Here is a 13,248-nt window from a genome sequence, read left to right on the forward strand (position 1 = left end):
TACGTTGTAAGGTCAAGGGGAGATGGGGAGCCGGATGGGAGCGAGGAAGCCTCGGGAGCCGCTGAGCCGCGAGCGGGCGCTGGCCAGCGCGATCGCCCTTGTCGACGCCGAAGGGATGGCGGCGCTCACGATGCGCCGACTCGCCGCCGAACTCGGCGTCGAGGCCATGTCGCTCTACCACCACCTGCCCGGCAAGGCCGGACTGCTCGACGGCCTCGTCGACGCCGTCGCCGCGGAGATCACCGCAGCCGCCGAGCGGGCCGAGTCGGACGCGCCCGGCGGGGACTGGCGAACCCGGCTGCGGCTGCGCTTCCTCGCCGCGCGCGCGGTCATGCTGCGGCACCCGTGGGCACCCGCGCTGCTCAGCTCCCGCCCGACCGTCCCCGCCGGGGTGTACGCCTACTACGACGGCATTCTCGCCACCCTCGTCGACGGCGGCTTCTCGTACCGGATCGCCCACCGGGCGCTGCACGCGTTCGGCAGCATGGCGCTCGGCTTCGCGCAGGAGGTGTTCCGGCCGGACGCGGGCGGGGCGGCCGACGCCGCAGCCGCGGAAGCGGAGATGATGGCGCTGGCCGAACGGCTGCCGCACCTGGCCGCGATGGTCGCCGCCGAGACGCACGACGCGGCCGATCCGACGCTCGGCTGGTGCGACTCTCAGACCGAGTTCGAGTTCACCCTCGACCTGCTCTTCGACGGCCTCGAACGTCACCTGCCGCGCTGACCCCGGCGGGTTCGGGCGGGTACCAGGGCGGTGAGTGGAACGCCCTGGGTGTCAAACGGTGCCGTAGACACCCATGACGTTCCACCCGACAGCGTTGGTCGGCAGGGCGGCGGGCGCTAGTTGGGCAGGGCGGCGAGGCCGGCCAGCAGCTCCCACCGCTCGGCCTCGGTGAGGACCGCGTACGCCGGCTCGTCGCGGCGGTCGGTGTCCGCCTCGATCGCCGCGCGCTCCGGTCCGTCCGGCAGCGCCCGGATCTCGTCGGCGGTCAGCCCGGCGGCCCGCCACGCGGCCCGGTGGGCGTCTGCGCGGTGGTGCCGCAGCGAGCCCAGCCGGGTGACGAGCAGCAGCGCCGGGGAGGCGTCCTCCGGCTCGTACGGCGGGGACATCGCCCGGAACACCGGCCCGCCGGTGGCCTGCGCGTGCGCCAGCACCCGGTCGGCGAGGTCGGCGAGGCGGGGCACGATGCCCAGGCCGGGCAGCACCCCGGGCAGCATCGCCCACAGTTCCTCGGCGGCCTCGCCGGTGGCCCGCTGCGCGAACAGCGTCAGCTCGCGGCCCAGGTCGGTGAGGTGCCAGGCGCCCTCGCCGTCCCGGACGACGATGCCCTGCGTCAGCTCCTCATCCATGCTGCCGGAGGTGTAGACCAGGCCGTCGGCCAGCGCCTCGGCGGGCATCGGCCGGGCCAGTACGCCGGAGAAGAAGCTGTTCTCCGCGCCGAGTGTGCAGCCCCGCTCGGCGTAGAACGCCTCCATCCGGGCGCGCGCTGCCCAGCGGGCGCCCACGTAGACCCGGTCGATCGCCGGCCGGACCAGTCGCGCGTAGCTCACCGTCGTCCCCACGCCGCCGGACCCTACCGACCAGGAGGCGTGCCGTGTGACCGAGTGGATGCGGCATCTGGCCGGATGAATGGGTGGCCCCTGTCCGGTGGAGGTCGCTAAAGTGGCGGCGGTTCAGCGGATCGACGGGCTTCCCCTTTGGGGCATGCCCCCACCGCACGAGATCTTCGTGCCTGGGGGCGGCTTCCGGATCTCGGACAGTGAGCGTTCGTCCTGGCAGCAGAGCCTTCCAGCGCTGTCCGCGCAACTCGTCGACGCGGGCCTCGGGGAACTCGACGTGCTCGTGGAGTGCCAATTGCCACGCAGCAGCAGGCGAACCGACGTCATCCTCGCTGGCATGGAGCCACTCTCCCGACGCCCGGCGTATCTCGTCGTGGAACTCAAACAGTGGAGCGCCGCGACGACCTACGACGAAGTCGAGAAGTTGGTCAAGGTGCCAGGCATGGCCGAGCCCCAGGTGCATCCTGCGGTGCAGGTCGAGAACTACTGCTCCTACCTGACCGACTTCCTGCCCATGTTCGACGAATCGCCTTACCGTGTGCACGGCCTGGCGTACCTGCACAACGCAGAGCAGGGGCACATCCCGGCGCTGACCGACGAGGACGATGAGGGCCGGAATCGCCGGCGGATGGTGTTCACCAGGGACCGTACCGGGGAGATGCGCCGCTATCTGAGCGGACGGTTCGCTCCCTGGCGGGACGAGGCGGCCGCGCAAACGTTGTTGACGGCCACAGTGAAGCCCAGTCGACAACTCCTCGCCTTCGGCGCGGACGAACTGGACAGCCGAGGGCATCTTGTCCTGCTCGACGAGCAACGCGCGGCATACGAACTGGTCATGCGCGGCGTGCGCTGGGCGGACCAGGGCCGGCGGAAGCGGGTGGTGCTGGTCGCGGGCGGGCCCGGCAGCGGCAAGAGCGCCATCGCGCTGACGCTCCTCACCGATCTGGCACGGGAAGGCCGTTCGGTTGCCCACGCGACCGGCTCCAAGGCGTTCCGGGAGAGCCTGCGGGAATACGCCCGGAGCCAGCCGCACAGCCCTGACCGCCGCATCGCACCGTTGTTCCACTACTTCAGGGACTTCATGGATGAGTCGGCAGACAGCCTGGATGTGTTGATCTGCGACGAGGCGCATCGGATCCGCGACCAGTCCTCTCGCGGCAACCGCCGAGGGCGGAAGCCGCAGGTTCGGGAACTCATCGAAGTGGCGAAGGTGCCGGTCTTCCTGCTCGACGACGACCAGGTGGTGCGACCTAACGAGGTGGGCAGCGTTGCGCTGATCCGTGATGCGGCGGAGCGGCTGGACCTGGAGGTCGACTTCGTTCATCTCGGGGCCCAGTTTCGCTGTGGTGGCAGCCCACGCTACGAACGATGGGTGTGCCACCTGCTGGGTCTTGCCGCAGGTCGTCCGTACCGCTGGAGCGGGGATGACTCCTTCCGGCTCGCCCTTGCCGACTCACCGGGTCAAATGGAGACGTTGCTACGCCGTACCCACAACCGGCAGGCGTCGGCGCGCATCTCGGCCGGTTTCTGCTGGCCGTGGACGGAGAAGCCGCGCGGCCTAGACCTCGTCCCGCACATTCGGATCGGATCTTGGTCGAAGCCGTGGAACGCGGCCGGTAAGCGCCCGCCCCGGGGCATTCCGTCGAGTTCCTTCTGGGCCATGGAGCGGGCCGGCTTCGAGCAGGTGGGATGCATCTATACGGCACAAGGCTTCGAGTACGACTGGTCGGGTGTCATTCTCGGCCCCGATCTGGTGTTCCGGAACGGCAGGCTGATCAGTCAACCGTCAGAGTCACATGACAGTGCCATCTTCGACCGGCTGAGGTTCCCCCCGGGATGTGGACACCGGGTTATGCCGCGATCTGTTGCAGCGTAGTCGGTGCGAGGGTCTGTTCGTAGTTGGTGGGGCTGAGGTAGCCGAGTGCGGAGTGGCGGCGTCGGTGGTTGTAGAAGGCGATCCAGCGGAACACGTCGCGGCGGGCGTCGGTCTCGGTGGCCCACTGTCGGTGGTCGACGTCGAGTTCGCGTTTGAGGGTGGCGAAGAACGCCTCGGCCAGGGCGTTGTCGTACGACGAGCCGATGCGCCCCATCGAGCGGCGCACGCCGTGGCGGCGGCAGGCGTCGGCGAAGTCGCTACTGCCGTATTGACTTCCGCGGTCGCTGTGGAAGATCACCCCGTCGACCCGGCCGCCGCGGGCGGCGACAGCCGCGTCGAGGGCGTCGATGACCAGTTCCGCGCGCATGTGGGTGTTGATCGACCAGCCGATCAGCCGGCGGGTGGCGATGTCGATGACCGTGGCCAGGTAGAGCCAGCCGGTCCCGACGCGTAGGTAGGTGATGTCGCCGCACCACCGCTGGTCCGGTGCGGCGGCGGTGAAGTCCCGGCCGATCAGGTCCGGCACCGGCGCAGCGGTCGGATCCGGGATGGTGGTGCGTTTGCGGCGGCGCAGGTGCCGGCCCACCACGTCGCGTTGCCGCATGATCCGCTCGACCCGCTTGCGGTTGACACGCACACCCCGCTCGTGCAGCTCGACGGCCACCCGAGGAGATCCGTAGGTGCCGCCGGAGTCGGCGTGCACTCGGCTGATCTGCTCGGCGAGGGCGTCCTCGGCGGCGGCGCGTGCCTGCCGGGCCGGCTCGCTGGCGCTCCAGCGGTAGAACCCGGAGCGGGAGACCGCCAGGACCCGGCACAGCCGCTTGACGCCGAACACGGCGCGGTGGGTGGAGATGAACCGGAAGCGGCTGGTCACCGATCCATCTCCTTGGCGAAATAGGCGGCTGCCTTGCGCAGGATCTCCTTCTCCTGCCGCAACTCCGCCACCTCACGCCGCAGCCGGGCGATCTCGGCGTCCTTGTCCGCCACCGACAACCCGTCCCCACCCGAGGCGGTCGCAGCGGCCCCGGTCCGGCGTTCGGCGGCGCGGACCCAGTTCCGCAGCGTCTCATGACTCATCCCGAGCTCACGAGCCACCTGGTTGATCGGCCGCTGCGACGAACGGACCAGGTCGACCGCGTCACGCCGGAACTCTTCCGTGTACTTCGATGGACGCCCCAACGGGGACACCCCTTCCTCTGGACCAACATCCAGTCTCAGGGTGTCCACATCTCAGGGGGAAGCCCAGGCGGCGGGGAATCGTGGCACGGGACGCAGATCGGCTCATCCGTAACACGTACAAGGTCCTGCTCACCCGCGGCATGCGCGGGACGCTGATCTACTCGGCGGACCCGGAGACGCAGCGGTTCCTGGCCTCGCTGGTGCCTCCCGCGCAGGTGCCGCGATCGCTCGTGGCTGACGGTGTACAGCGGGTGGGCGTGCGGCCGACGAAACCTCCTCCGCACCGGATCGGTCGTCCGGGCAGAATCTGCGCGCCTCGAGTACGGGCTCCGGTGGCTCTCACGGCGCAGGATGAGAAAAGGTGTCGGATTCTCGACTTTTTCGCTGTTCGGCGGCCGGTACCGTGCACCGGATCCAACACAGTTGAATACGTGGGGAGTGGCCGTCATGACTGCGCAGATTCGCCTGGTGCATCATGCGTGAGGACTCACCACGCTGGCAACAGATCAACCCCACTGCTTACCTGCATGAACAGGACGGCCTGCGGGAGTTGGCGTCGTACCTGCCGGACGCCGAGCCGTATCACGTCTGGGCCAACGTCGAGTTCGTCGGCACCGACGGCTCCATCAACGAGATCGACGCCCTGGTACTCACCCGCAGTGGCCTCTACGTGCTCGAACTCAAGCACTGGCAGGGCCGGATCTCGGGCGACGGCCAGCGGTGGCGGCATGGCCGATCCCACGTGGACAGCCCGCTGATCCTGACCAACCGCAAGGCCAAACGGCTGCGCAGCGTCATGCGCCAGTACGCTCCACCCGGGGCCCGGATCCCCTTCGTGCACGCGGCGGTATTCCTGCACGCCCGCAACATGCGCTGCGAGCTGGACGACATCGGGCGTCAGCACGTCTACGGCCTGGACGACAACAACAGCCAGTTGCCGAGTCTCAAGCAGATGCTGCTGGCGCCGCCGGCAGATTCCCGCCATCTCGTCGACGCGGTACGTGGCCGCCAGATCGTCGAGCTGGTGCGCGGTGCCAAGATTCGGCCATCGGTGGCCGAGCGGCGGGTCAACCAACTCATGCTGCACCAGCGGCCCTTCGCCGAGGGCATCGGCTGGCAGGACTTCCTCGCCGACCACACAGTGGACACCTCGCTGCTGCGACGGGTGCGGTTCTATCTGACCAGCCGCGCTGCGGAGGAGGACGTGCCGGCCATCCGGCGGGCCGCCGAACGTGAGTTCCGGCTGTTACAGGGCATCCACCACCCGGGTATCGCCCGCGCGCTGGACCTGGTGGACCACCCCTGGGGCCCGGCGGTGGTTTTCGACCACCGGCCCGAGTGGCAGCGACTCGACCAGTGGCTGGCCGAGCGAGACGGCCGGCTCCAACTGGCCCAGCGACTGCAACTGGTGCAGGATCTCGCCGAGATCGTGGGGCACGCGCACTCGCGTCGGCTGTCACACCGCTCGCTGAACCCCCGGGCGGTCTACGTCTGCGACCCGGACAGCGCCCGCCCCACGCTGGTGGTCACCGACTGGCAGACCGGTGGGCGGCTGCCCGGCACCCGGATGACCTCCCTCGGCTCGCCCACGGACCCGGCCTCGCTGGAGCTCTTCTTCGACGACTCGGTCCGGCGCTACCAGGCACCCGAGGCGGCAACCCTGGACGACCTGCCGGGCCATCAGCTCGACATGTTCTCCCTCGGGGCGCTGGCGTACCGGATCTTCACCGCCGTGGAGCCGGCAGCTTCGGCGGAGGAACTTGTCGCGGCGGTCGCCGGCGGTGGCCTGCGGCTGGACGCCGTCGCCGACGGCATGCCGACGGCGCTCGTCGAAATCGTCTACGACGCCACCAAAGGCGATCCGGGGTCGCGGATGCGGCGGGTCACCGACTTCCTCGCCGGCCTGGAGCTGGTCTGGGAGGAGCTGACCGCGCCGGAGCCGGAGCCGGTGGTGGATCCGTTGCGCGCCCACCGCGGTGACGTGCTCGACGGCGGGTTGACGGTGCTCGGCCGGCTGGGCAGCGGCTCCACGGCGGTCGCCCTGCTGGTGACCGAAGAGGCCGGGCCGGACCGGCGACCGGTGGTGCTGAAGGTCGCCAGGGACGAGCAGTACGCGGAGCGCTTCGCCGCCGAGGCCCGCGCCGTGGACAAGCTGCGGGACTCGCGAGTTGCCGCGCTGGTGCGTGGTCCGGTCAAGGTGGGCGGCCGGACCGCGCTACTGCTGGAGAACGCCGGCGAGCGCACTCTGGCCGAGGACCTGCGCGGTGGTCGGCTGGCGCTGGACCTGCTGGAACGGTACGGCCGGGACCTGCTGGAGATCGTCGCCTTCCTGGACGGGCAGGGTGTGTGGCACCGGGACATCAAACCGGCGAACCTGGCGTCCCGCCCTCGTCCGAAGGACAAGCAACCCCACCTGTGCGTCTTCGACTTCTCGCTGGCGGCGGTCCCCGCCGACCAGCTCACCGCCGGCACCACCGCCTACCTGGACCCGTTCCTCGGTCCGCCTCGCCGGCTGCGCTACGACGCCGCGGCCGAACGGTTCGCCGCCGCTGTGACGCTCTACGAGATGGCCACCGGGACACTGCCCCGCTGGGGCAACGGCGCCAACCCGGCCGCTATCAGCGACGAAGTCACCCTCGATCCGGCGGCCTTCGATCCCTCGGTCGCGGACCGTCTGGTCGCCTACTTCGCCAAGGCGTTGGCCCGGGACACGGCAGACCGGTTCGACACCCTCGACGAGATGACCGACGCGTGGCGGGCGGTGTTCCGGGAGATTCCCGAACCGGCGGTCCTCGCCAGCGACACCGGCGGGCTCGCACCGTTGAGCCGAGCCTCGTCGCTGGAGGCGGCCGAGTTGACCGCCCGCGCCCGGTCGGCGCTGGAGCGCCTCGGCATCGGCACCGTCGGCGAGTTGCTGGACGCCGAGCCCTCCGCGCTGACCCGGGCTCGGGGGGTGCCGGACGCCACCCGCAAGGAGATCCTCGCCCGGAGCCGGGAGCTACGTGAGCTCCTCGCCACCGTCGAGCCGCCGGTGCCCGGACGGCCGGACGCACAGCACGTCGAGGCGCTCTGCGCCACCCTGCTGCCTGCCGAGACCGCCCGGACCTCCTGGCACCGCACCGCGGTTCAGGTGTTGCTCGGTCAGGCCGCCGGCGAGGACGGTCACTACCTGCACTGGCCGTCCCAGGCGGATGTGGCACGGGTGGTCGGCAAACAGCAGCCGCAGATCTCCAACCTGTCGCGCCGGATCCTTACCCGCGACTGGCTGCCCAACCCGGCGCTCGGACTGGTCCGCGACGAGATCGTGGCGCTGCTGGACGCGCGGGGTGGGGTGGCGTCGAGCGAGGAGATCGCTGAGGCGCTGAACGTCACCCGTGGCTCCTACACCGCCGAGCCCAAGCGCACCGCGCAGGCCATCGGCCTGGTCCGCGCCGCTGTCGAGACGGAACTGGCCCGGGGCGGTGACGCGCGGCTGGCGATGCAGCGGCTACGCGGTGGGGACACCGTGCTCATCGGCCGCGAACCGGACGATCCCGCCACCGAGCGCACGGCCGACGATCTGCTCGGATACGTCACCCGCCTGGGTCGTCGGGCGGCGGTGCTGGCCGGCGCGGACCCACTGCCGAGCCGGAGTCGCGCCGTGGAGGAACTGCGGGCGCTGGAGCGTCCCCCGGCCGGTATGCCGCCGTTGAGCGAGGCCCGGCTGCTTCAGCTCGCCGCCGCCGGCAGCGGCGGCGAGGCCGCGGTCAACGCGCAGGGCCAGCTCTACCCGGCCGAGCGGATGGCCGCCGAGCGCGCGCTGCGCCTGGCCGCCGGCGCGCTCGTGGGCCAGAAGCTCGACCCCGAGACGGTACGCGCCAGAGTGCGTGCCCGGTTCCCGCGTGCTCAGGAACTACCGCCACGACCGAAGCTGGACGAACTGCTGCGGGAGATCCCGCTGTTCTGGGACGCGAGCACCGGCCGTTACGTCCCGCCGGACCGCACCTCGTCGCTGACCGGTACCCGCTCGGTCAGCACAGTCGGGCCGATCCTGGCGCCGGGCGCCGCCGCGCGGGCCCGTCGCCGTCTCGCCGACGTGATCGACCGGCGCGGCTTTCTGGTGGCGCTGACGTCGATCCGGCGGCCGGGCCGCGCCCGGCAGGCCCTGCTGGACCGCTACGACCTCACCGAGGTCGACGTGACGGCGGTCATGCTGGAGCGGTTCCGCGCGCTCGGCTTCCCTTGGGAGACGATCGTCGCCGCCGACACCGGCTCGCCGACCGACGCTGATTTCCGCTCTCTTGTGGAGCTCTTCCAGCACGAGGTGATGCCGGCGATCCGGACCGCGCTGGCCGAAACCGACCGCCCGGTGCTGATCACCGAGGCCGGGCCGCTGGCCCGCTACCAGCAGTTGCAGGTGGTCCAGGAGTTGGCCGACCCGACCCGCCCCCGTCCGGCCGCCCGGTTGCTGCTGGTGCCGGTGCGCCGCACCGAGCCGCTGCTGCTCGACGGGCAGCAGCTTCCGCTCACCTCGCCGGCCAGCCAGTCGCTGTGGCTGCCGGACGAGTGGGACACCCCCATTCTGGAGAGGACCGCCCCCCGATGATTCCGCTGAAGGCGCTGCAGACCCAGGTCACCGCGCTCACCGACAACCTGCGTGGGCAGGTCGCCGCGGACTCCGAGCTGGAGTCGTCGCTGCGCAAGGAACACGCCCAGGCGACCGAGGCCCGGCGTACGGCGGGCACATTCGAGACCTGGCTGGACGACGTCGTGGACCAGGCGGCGGTGGCCTGGGTGCTCGGCTGCGTATTCGTCCGCTTCTGTGAGGACAACGAGCTGGTCGAGCCGCTCTGGATCGGCGGCCCGGAGCCGGTCGCGCCGGCCGGCCGGGCCATGCAGCACCGCCAGCAGCACCTGATCGACAACCCGCGGCACAACGACCGGCACTGGTTGCGCGAGGCGTTCACCTACCTGCGCGGGCTGCGCGCCACCGGCAAGATCTTCGACGAGCACAACCCGGTGTGGCGGTTCGACATCTCCGGCGCGGCGGCGGAGAAGCTGTCGGAGTTCTTCCGGCGAGGGCCGGGTCTGGTGTCGCTGCGCGTCGACGACCTCAACACCCGCTTCCTGGGCGACCTCTACCAGGATCTGTCGACGCACGCCAAGAAGACGTACGCCCTGTTGCAGACGCCGGATTTCGTCGAGGAGTTCATCCTCGACCGCACGTTCGAGCCGGCGGTGCGCGAGTTCGGCCTACCGGAGACGTCGGTCATCGACCCGACCTGCGGATCGGGGCACTTCCTGCTGGGCGCGTTCGGTCGGCTGGTGCGCAAGTGGCGGGAGCGCGAGCCCGCCACCGACATCCGAGTGCTGGTGGAGCGGGCGCTCGGCCAGGTGACCGGGGTGGACATCAACCCGTTCGCCGTGGCGATCGCCCGGTTCCGGCTGCTCACCGCCGCGATGCAGGAGTGCGGCCTGGCGTCCCTGGAGCGAATTCCTTCCTGGTCTGTCAGAGTGGCTACCGGTGATTCGTTGCTGCAATGGGGGCGCTCGTCCCGAGCGCAGGGCGATCTGCTGGCTGCGCTTGAGGGACGGAACGCCTTCGCCTACGTCAGCGAAGACGCGGACCTGCTCGCCGACTATCTGCGCGAGGGGCAGTACACGGTGGTGGTCGGCAACCCGCCGTACATCACGGTTGCGGATCCGGCCCGCAACAAGCTCTACCGTGACACCTATCCCGACGTGTGTCACCGGCAGTACGCGCTGACGGTGCCGTTCGCCAAGCGCTTCTTTGATCTGGCCAGGCGAGGTGACGCGCACGGCGACGGGGCGGGCCACGTGGGCCAGATCACCGGAAATGCCTTCATGAAGCGTGAGTTCGGCAAAAAGCTGGTCGAGGACTACTTCGCTTCCAAAGTCGAACTGACTGAGGTCATCGACACTTCGGGCGCATACATCCCTGGGCACGGCACGCCGACCGTCATCTTGATCGGCCGCCCCCGAGACCGGGGGGTTTCCTCGACTGTTCTTACTGTTCTGGGCGTTCGAGGGGAACCAGCCCAGCCGGTAAATCCCGCTGCAGGGCTGGTGTGGTCCGCGATCAGGGCAGGCGTTGATGATCCTTCTGTCCATTCCGAGTGGGTGAGTGTCACCGACCTGCCGCGCGACAGGCTCGCTCGTCACCCCTGGAGCCTCAGCGGAGGTGGGGCAGGTGACCTGACCGCCGACATCGAGGCGGGGACGGTCAAGATGTCAAACGTCATCGACCTGCCTGTCGGACGGGCCATCAGAGCCGGGGCTGATGAGGCCTTTATGCGACCGCTAGGTCGAAAGCTCCGAACCGCCGCCAGCCCTCGAGCACTGCGTCCGCTAGTGATCGGCGAGGTCGTGCGGGACTGGGACTCTTCTCCCGAGGACACGATCTGGTACCCCTACGACACGTCCCTGGACGGGGCAGGGCTCGCGGTCGAGTTGTGGCCTTGGCGTTCCATGCTTGCCGCGAGGCGGACGTTTCAGGGCAGCATGGCTGATGCCGGACTTCGCTGGTGGGATTATCACCAGCACACCGCTTCCGCCTACCGAACCCCACTGTCGGTTGTCTTTGCCTTTGTGGCAACGCATAACCACTTCGTGCTGGACCGGGGTGGGAAGGTCTTCAACCGGTCGGCGCCGGTGATCAAGTTGCCGGAGGGGGCGACGGAGGACGACCACCTGCGGCTGCTCGGGGTGCTGAACAGCTCCACCGCCTGCTTCTGGCTCAAGCAGGTCAGCTACCCGAAGGGAGGGGACCCAATAGGGGCTGATGGAGCAAGGGTGAGCGCCGAGTCATGGTCCGATCGCTACGAGTTCACCGGGACGAAGCTTCAGGAGTTTCCGCTGCCTTCGGCGTACCCGTTGGAGCGGGCGCGGCTGCTCGACTCGCTGGCGCAGCGGCTCGCCGGCCTGACCCCAGCGGCGGTTGCGGAGTCCGGGGTGCCGACCCGGGAGCGACTGGCGGCGGCGCACACCGACTACGACGAGACCCGGGCCCGGATGATCGCGTTGCAGGAGGAGCTGGACTGGGAGGTCTACCGGCTCTACGGGCTGCGTGACGACGACCTGACCTGCGCCGAGCCGCCGCGGCTCGCGTTGGGGGAGCGGGCGTTCGAGATCGTGCTTGCGCGACGGATGGCGGCCGGTGAGGTGGAGACGCAGTGGTTCGCGCGGCACGGGTCGACTCCGATCACGGAGCTTCCGGCGCACTGGCCGGACGACTACCGGGCGCTGGTGCAGCGGCGGATCGAGGCGATCGAGTCCGACCGGAACATCGCATTGATCGAGCGGCCGGAGTGCAAGCGGAGGTGGGCCACCCAAGGCTGGGACGCCATGCAGGCCAAGGCGCTGCGAGACTGGCTGCTCGACCGGTTGGAGGCACCCGAGCTGTGGGGCGACCGGCCGATACCGCAGTCGGTGGCGCAGCTCGCGGACGGGGTACGCCACGACGGCGACTTCCGCGCGGTGCTGGAGTTGTGGACCGGCCGCGACGATTACGACCTGACGAAGGCGCTGGCGAGGCTGGTCGCGGACGAGCACGTCCCCTTCCTGCCCGCCTACCGCTACAAGCCGTCCGGCTTGCGAAAGCGCGCGCAGTGGGAGCGGACCTGGGCGCAGCAGCGGCTGGAGGACGCGGGCGAGGACGTGGACATCAAGGTGCCGCCGAAGTACACGTCGGCAGACTTCGCCAAGCCGTCCTACTGGCGGGCGCGCGGCAAGCTCGACGTGCCGAAGGAGCGCTTCATCTCGTACCCGAAGGCGGGTCGCGAGGGTGGCGGTACGGAACTGCTCGGCTGGGCGGGGTGGGACCACCTCGCCCAGGCCCAGGCGCTGGCGACCGTTTATTTGGATCGCAAGCTGCAGGCTGCGTGGCCTGCGGAACGCCTGCTGCCGTTGCTGGCGGGCATCGCGGAGCTGGAGCCGTGGCTGCACCAGTGGCACACCGAGGAGCGGCCCGACTTCCCCGGCTCGCCAGCCCAGTTCTTCACCGACCTCATCGACGCCGAGGTTGCCCAGCTCGGCAAGGACCGCCAAGCTCTGGCCAGAAAGGATGAGCGGTAGCGAACTTTTCGGCCTGATCGAGCCTTTTGGGAGATCCTCGGGACGCCGACGTGTAAGGGATGCCACGCGTACGGATCACTGGTACTTTGGTACTCGGGTACCTGACCACCGGGAGGGGAGTCATGGCTGCCGCCGCCACGCCGATCAAGGTGGACACGCAAACTGACCAGCTAATCTCGCACGCAGCGCACTTTCTCGGCCGTTCTAAGAAGGATGTCGTAGATGCTGCAGTGCGTGAATACATCGAGAACCACCGCACGGAAATCCGATCCGCAGTGACTGATGCGCTTCGTCAGCTAGATGGGTCCGTCGCAAGCTCTGTCGCACTTCTGACAGGACTGTCCCGCGCGGAGCTCGATGAAGTGGGCGGATTCTCTGACGCCGAGTGAGATGAAGAGAATCGGCGAAACATGGACCTCGCTTGCTTCAGTCACGCTGAGACATTGGCTAAAATCCTCGAGTGATTGAGGTGATCTCAGCAACGCGTAAGGGTTGATTGGTGCGACACGGACGAAGGCGGCGAGTCGGGCGGCAGTGGAAACAGGCGTGGAGCCATCGAT

7 protein-coding genes and 1 pseudogene are annotated in these 13,248 nt (G+C 69.5%); 6 read left to right on the plus strand and 2 right to left on the minus strand.

Annotated elements, in window-relative coordinates; all coding sequences use genetic code 11:
- Window positions 1-22 precede the first annotated feature (22 nt).
- Window positions 23-724 carry a TetR/AcrR family transcriptional regulator C-terminal domain-containing protein gene (locus ACFYO8_RS28730; protein ID WP_355096751.1) on the plus strand — a complete coding sequence of 234 codons (702 nt, stop codon included), beginning with the start codon at window positions 23-25 and terminating at the stop codon, window positions 722-724.
- Between the two features lie 116 nt (window positions 725-840).
- Here the strand turns inward: ACFYO8_RS28730 and ACFYO8_RS28735 are convergent, their stop codons facing one another.
- On the minus strand, window positions 841-1,563 hold the full coding sequence (locus ACFYO8_RS28735; RefSeq protein ID WP_387189056.1) for a hypothetical protein: 723 nt from the start codon (window positions 1,561-1,563) through the stop codon (window positions 841-843).
- A gap of 85 nt (window positions 1,564-1,648) precedes the next feature.
- On the opposite strand from ACFYO8_RS28735, the gene ACFYO8_RS28740 reads away from it, so the two are divergent.
- Window positions 1,649-3,436 (plus strand): DUF2075 domain-containing protein, encoded by a 1,788-nt coding sequence (locus tag ACFYO8_RS28740; RefSeq protein ID WP_357711683.1) that lies wholly within the window; start codon window positions 1,649-1,651, stop codon window positions 3,434-3,436.
- Here the strand turns inward: ACFYO8_RS28740 and ACFYO8_RS28745 are convergent.
- Window positions 3,411-4,615, minus strand: a protein-coding gene (locus ACFYO8_RS28745; RefSeq protein ID WP_387189103.1) for an IS3 family transposase whose coding sequence is annotated in 2 segments (ribosomal slippage) — window positions 3,411-4,381 and window positions 4,381-4,615 — 1,206 coding nt in all. Because the reading frame shifts where the segments join, the coding sequence is not laid out codon by codon here. The two genes, ACFYO8_RS28740 and ACFYO8_RS28745, sit on opposite strands and share 26 nt — an antisense overlap.
- On the opposite strand from ACFYO8_RS28745, the pseudogene ACFYO8_RS28750 reads away from it, so the two are divergent.
- The 4 genes and pseudogenes from ACFYO8_RS28750 to ACFYO8_RS28765 all read left to right on the plus strand — a co-directional run.
- Window positions 4,603-4,746 (plus strand): annotated as a pseudogene (locus ACFYO8_RS28750) (hypothetical protein); the annotation flags it as partial. The gene ACFYO8_RS28745 and the pseudogene ACFYO8_RS28750 sit on opposite strands and share 13 nt — an antisense overlap.
- 344 nt (window positions 4,747-5,090) lie before the next feature.
- Window positions 5,091-9,200 (plus strand): BREX system serine/threonine kinase PglW, encoded by a 4,110-nt coding sequence (gene pglW, locus ACFYO8_RS28755; RefSeq protein WP_357707614.1) that lies wholly within the window; start codon window positions 5,091-5,093, stop codon window positions 9,198-9,200.
- Window positions 9,197-12,688, plus strand: coding sequence for a BREX-2 system adenine-specific DNA-methyltransferase PglX (pglX, locus tag ACFYO8_RS28760; protein ID WP_357707616.1), 3,492 nt, complete (start codon window positions 9,197-9,199; stop codon window positions 12,686-12,688). The genes pglW and pglX overlap by 4 nt, the downstream gene beginning before the upstream one ends.
- A gap of 122 nt (window positions 12,689-12,810) precedes the next feature.
- On the plus strand, window positions 12,811-13,077 hold the full coding sequence (locus ACFYO8_RS28765; RefSeq protein WP_357707618.1) for a hypothetical protein: 267 nt from the start codon (window positions 12,811-12,813) through the stop codon (window positions 13,075-13,077).
- The last annotated feature ends 171 nt before the right edge of the window (window positions 13,078-13,248 follow it).

The sequence above is a fragment of the Micromonospora sp. NPDC005257 genome (assembly GCF_042872445.1).
Classification (GTDB): Bacteria; Actinomycetota; Actinomycetes; order Mycobacteriales; family Micromonosporaceae; genus Micromonospora.

Bases quoted from the DNA above. Each gene is read 5' to 3' on its own strand.
- ACFYO8_RS28730 (WP_355096751.1), top strand. From the start codon at position 23: ATGGGGAGCCGGATGGGAGCGAGGAAGCCTCGGGAGCCGCTGAGCCGC.
- pglW (WP_357707614.1), top strand. From the start codon at position 5,091: ATGCGTGAGGACTCACCACGCTGGCAACAGATCAACCCCACTGCTTAC.
- pglX (WP_357707616.1), top strand. From the start codon at position 9,197: ATGATTCCGCTGAAGGCGCTGCAGACCCAGGTCACCGCGCTCACCGAC.
- ACFYO8_RS28765 (WP_357707618.1), top strand. From the start codon at position 12,811: ATGGCTGCCGCCGCCACGCCGATCAAGGTGGACACGCAAACTGACCAG.